This window comes from Lacinutrix sp. MEBiC02595 (genome assembly GCF_053601555.1).
In genome coordinates this window covers 1-5017 of the sequence record NZ_JBSHNU010000095.1, presented here as the reverse complement: position 1 = coordinate 5017, position 5017 = coordinate 1, and the positions used below count along the sequence as shown (strand labels likewise).

The following is a 5017-nucleotide window of genomic DNA, read 5'->3' as shown; positions in this document are numbered from 1 at the left end:
ATGAAAAGACCTATAGATAACAACGTATATAATTAATGGCTAGTTTTAGCTTGCTTACGAAAATCTTTGCAGATTTTCTATTCGGTTTTTATTTACTAAATTAGGTGCTGAAACACGCCACTAATCATATACAAACACGTTACCCAACATTTAAAAACTCACCCAAAACTGGAAAAAATCAGAGTATGTATCAATCAATGAAATTATTTATTTTATTCATATTTATTTTCAATTTTAGTTTTTCTCAACAGAATAATAAATGGTTAGATTCATTAAGTAATGACTATATATCCAAATATAATTTTGTTGGAATGACTGTCTCGATTGTTCAACAAGATTATATATATTATGGTGTTGCTGGAACATTAAAATATAATCACAATCAAAAGATAACTTTACAAAACAACTTCTTTCTTGCTTCCTTAACCAAATCATTTACTTCTTTAATTGCAAAAAAAATGGAAGAAGACAGTTTAATTAGTTTTGATACAAGATTTTTTGACGTGTTTCCAGAATTATTACAAATTAAAAACGCTGATAAATATTCACAAATCACTTTGGGCGAATTACTCTCTCATAAAGCTAGAATTAATGATTTTTATATTTATAATAAAACTAAAATAGATTCTGATTTAACAAAATCAAATAAAAGGTATGAACTAGCTAAATTATCATTAACAAAATCTCGAAAACCTAAAAACACGTATTCTAATGTTGGTTATATAATGGCTGGATTAATGCTAGAAAAAACAGCAGGAGTTGATTTTGAAATTTTAATGAATAAAACTCTAGATTCTTTATCATTGAATTATTCAGTTGGATATCCAAACATAAATAATGAAAACGATACTTGGGGACATAATATGTCATCAAATGATAAAAATATATTCAACCTATCCGAAGATAATTATTATTCGGATTTCCAGCTACCTTGTTGGGGATTATCTATGTCAACTTTTGAGTACTCATTGTATGTACAATTACACTTAAATGGATTATTAGGTAAGGATAATTTTTTAAAGAGTACGAGTTACAAGCAATTACATAACTCATTTAAAAAATGGAACTATGGTTGGGAATCAGATAAATTAAATTCTTATAGCATTAGTACTCACGACGGAAGTGGAGATGTGTTTTTTAGTAGAACAGCTATAGTGCCAGATGAAAAGGTTGCTATTATAATTCTATTTAATCAGAGACCAACAAATTCAAGTGAGATAAATAAATTTATAGAGTATCTTATCAAGAATTACAAACAGCATTTGAATTAAGAACAATCTGAATAGTGAAAAAACGTTGGGTAACACCGTATATAATTAATGGCTCGTTTTAGCTTGCTTACGAAAACCCTCGCGGATTTTCTATTCGGTTTTTATTTGCTAAATTAGGTGCTTAAACACGCCACTAATCATATACAAACACGTTAGCAAATATTAAAAAAACGACCGATAATGTTTAAAAAAATATTTACTAAAAAAATAAATTGGCAAGAAATAAAAGATTCAGGGAAGGCTTTTCCTGAAACTAAAATATCTATTGTCGAAGTGACATCAGAAAATGGAGAAATGTCAACTGCTTGGATAAATATTGGCTACAAAGATTATGCTTATAAAGAATTCTGTGAAACTCTTGGGATTTTAACTGTTGACTTTGAAGATATGAATGAATTAGATTATGGAGAAATTCAAACATATTTAGAAACTGAATTGAATAAAGCTTGTATTACACATCTAATTTCAAGAATCCCAACTGAAACTGGAATTGAAATGTTGTTTTATTTTGAGGACCAAGATTTAATACAAGAAAAATTGGAAAAAATATATTCAAGTGAAAATTTATTATTTGATTTTGGTTGTAGTTTACAATTAGATTCTGGCTGGGAAACGATAGAGCGAATGATGGAAACATATGGATAGAAAAATAACATTTGCTAACACCGTATATAATTTATTGCTGGTTCTAGCCTGCTTACGAAAACCCTCGCGGATTTTCTATTCGGTTTTTATTTGCTAAATTACGTTCTTAACCACGCAACAAACCATATACAAACACGTTGTACAACATTTTGACCAAGCAATGAAAATCCGAGTTTTAACGACATTATTTTTAGTTTTTATGAGTTGCAAAAATGTGACCGATAAAGAAACTGAACAAGTCCAAATTGTGGTTGATTCGACTGGATTGAAAATTGAAAAAGTCGAAAATTATATTGGCAATTCTAAACTGCACTCTTTTCTTGAAAACCCACTTGATTTGCAGGAATTTAAGACAAAGAAAAAGAGAGATGTTACAACAAGCGTGAGCAATGGAAAAGCATACTATTTTAATCCTAAAAACAAAGATTCTATTTTCTATTCTTATTTCTTTCCTGACTTTAAAAAGGAATCAATTAAAATCGATGAAATAGTAGTTTTCAAATATGGAAAAAACAAACATACTTATGAAGACGAAACTGAAGCTTTGATTGAATTCAGAATTTTTAATCCAGATTCCGATTTAGGAAAAGCCAATCTTTACGGATTAACGAAAACCGAATTGGAATCGGAATTTGGAACAGACTATCTGACTTTTGATAATGGGATTGCTTACTCGAATAAAAATAAGATTTTAACTATTGAACTTAATAACTCAAAAGTGAAATCGTTTAGGTATGTAAAAATGAATACGGATAATGTTGATCAAAATTTAATTGAACAAATAATGGAATAAAAAACGTTGTACAACACCGTATATAATTTATTGCTAGTTCTAGCCTGCTTACGAAAACCCTCGCGGATTTTCTATTCGGTTTTTATTTGCTAAATTAGGTGCTGAAACACGCAACAAACCATATACAAACACGTTAGGCACAATTAAAAAAAAATCAAAAACATGAAACCAAATATATTATTATTATTATTATTATTAATGCTTATTCTTGCGAGTTGTAAGAGTAATTCTCAAAATATTGACATTCTATTAACAGGAAAAATAGGAGAATTTGATGCTCAAATGTCTTTAGAAAAAGATGGAGACTTTTTCAATGGTCTATTCACTTACAAAAACGTAAATAACAAACAAATAAAACTAAAAGGACAAATAGAAAATGACGAACTAAGGATATATGAATTTAACAACGAAAATGAAATTACAGGATTGTTTTCAGGTAAATATTCCGAAAGCGGCTATAACGGAGAATGGAATGATATAAACGGAAAAGTCAAGGTTCCTTTTCTTTTTACAAAAAGTAAAACATTAGTAAGTTCAAAAAAAGTAAAAAAACAAGAAGTTACTGAATTAAAAAGTAAAGAATTACTAGAAACATATTTTGAAGCAAAAGAATATAAAACAGATAGTATTGCAACTTATATAACCACCGAGGAATCATATGAAATTGAATTTCTCAAATTTGAAAATTATAATTTAGAAAGCAAACAATATTCTTTAGCCATATTTGGAAATTATCCATTATATGATGAGCTCGGTGACGGTGATTTTCAGAGAGGATTGAATCCATATCAAATAGGTGACTCTGCTTTTAGTGTAATAAAATTTGTAAAAGAAGGTAATAATTGGGTTTTTGTAAATATGGTTGAAAAATTCGAAACAGGAGTAACTCCTCTTGATCACTTACCAAAAATTAAACAAATTGGAAATTTCACCTTTTTGGAGCTAAATAATATAACTCAGATACAAGGAATTGAATATATATCAACAAAATTTGTAAATATTATAAATTTTCAAGAATCTTTAAATATATTTTCTATTGCTAATCAAGGTATAGATGGTATCGATGTAGATGAATTCATAAAAGAAATGAATAATTCTTATGGTGACTTGGAGCATACGAAATCGTGGTCGGCTTCTAATGTTATGAATAAATTTACTATACAAAATGAAAAACTTCTTTGCATTGTAGATTATATTTCCGGAAAATTTGATGAGAAAAAGAACAAATTTGTAAAGGAAGAAATAACTAAAATATATACGTATCATGAAGATAACATGAAATTTGTAGAACTAAAATAACTGTGCCTAACACCGTATATAATTTATTGCTGGTTCTAGCCTGCTTACGAAAACCCTCGCGGATTTTCTATTCGGTTTTTATTTGCTAAATTTAGTGCTTAAACACGCAACAAACCATATACAAACACGTTAGCCACAATTAAACACAAATACTGCTGAATGAAATACTTTTCGATTTTAATTATAATTTTAGTCATTTCCTGTAAATCGGAAACAGAAAAAAGAAACCCTTTAAAAAAATATAATCCAAAAACTGAAATAAAACAGAATATCGTCAACGATACTGCAATATCTCTATATAATGAAGGAATTGAAAAATATCAAAAAATGGAATATGACTCAGCAATTGTCTATTTTCAATCGTCATTGAAATTTGAAAAAAACCCAATTACTTTTAACGAATTAGGAACAACTTCTGCAACTCAAAGAAAATATAAAGAGGCTATTGAATATTTTAAAAAAGGAAGAGAATTGGACCCAACATACTGGCCAAACTACATTAATGAATCTCGAACTTACTTAACCTTAACTGAATTTGATAAAGGGAAATATATTATAAACCAAATGCTTCAGAAATGTAATTCTGATTTTTGGACTTCTTGCGCTAATTATTATATGGCTTTGATGTATTTTAATGATGGTTTAGATTGTCTAAAAGTTAAAGAACATTTGGATAAGGCAAAAGGAATGAAAAACGATTCTAAGCTTAAAACTCAATATGAGAAATTTTACAAAACTTACGAAAACAACTGTGGCTAACAACGTATATATTTTATTGCTGGTTCTAGCTTGTTTACGAAAATCCTCGCGGATTTTCTATTCCATTTTTATTTACTAACTTAGTTGCTTAATCACGCAACAAAGCATATACAAACACGTTATCTATAAGTTACTCACCAACAAAAATTATTGGAAAATCTATAAGTCTGAACTTCCAACAAGGGAATAATTACTCAGATGAATAATGTAATCTGAAAAACGTTACGGATTGGATTCTGTTTGATTTTAT

General features: G+C 28.4%; 5 protein-coding genes. All 5 read left to right on the top strand.

Going from position 1 to position 5017, the window contains the following annotated elements; all coding sequences use genetic code 11:
- Window positions 1–185: 185 nt before the first annotated feature.
- The 5 genes from ACVCZW_RS00450 to ACVCZW_RS00430 all read left to right on the top strand — a co-directional run bounded on the left by ACVCZW_RS00450 (window position 186) and on the right by ACVCZW_RS00430 (window position 4767).
- The gene (locus ACVCZW_RS00450) at window positions 186–1271 is read left to right on the top strand and encodes a serine hydrolase domain-containing protein (protein WP_452231351.1); all 1086 of its coding nucleotides are present in this window, start codon (window positions 186–188) and stop codon (window positions 1269–1271) included.
- A gap of 180 nt (window positions 1272–1451) precedes the next feature.
- Window positions 1452–1916: a hypothetical protein gene (locus ACVCZW_RS00445; protein ID WP_452227661.1), complete on the top strand. Its 465-nt coding sequence runs from the start codon at window positions 1452–1454 to the stop codon at window positions 1914–1916.
- A gap of 214 nt (window positions 1917–2130) precedes the next feature.
- Complete coding sequence (locus tag ACVCZW_RS00440) at window positions 2131–2709, top strand: hypothetical protein (RefSeq protein WP_452231350.1); 579 nt, start codon at window positions 2131–2133, stop codon at window positions 2707–2709.
- A 162-nt stretch (window positions 2710–2871) separates the two neighbouring features.
- Window positions 2872–4008: a hypothetical protein gene (locus ACVCZW_RS00435; RefSeq protein ID WP_452231349.1), complete on the top strand. Its 1137-nt coding sequence runs from the start codon at window positions 2872–2874 to the stop codon at window positions 4006–4008.
- Window positions 4009–4167: 159 nt separating this feature from the next.
- Window positions 4168–4767 (top strand): tetratricopeptide repeat protein, encoded by a 600-nt coding sequence (locus ACVCZW_RS00430; RefSeq protein WP_452231348.1) that lies wholly within the window; start codon window positions 4168–4170, stop codon window positions 4765–4767.
- The last annotated feature ends 250 nt before the right edge of the window (window positions 4768–5017 follow it).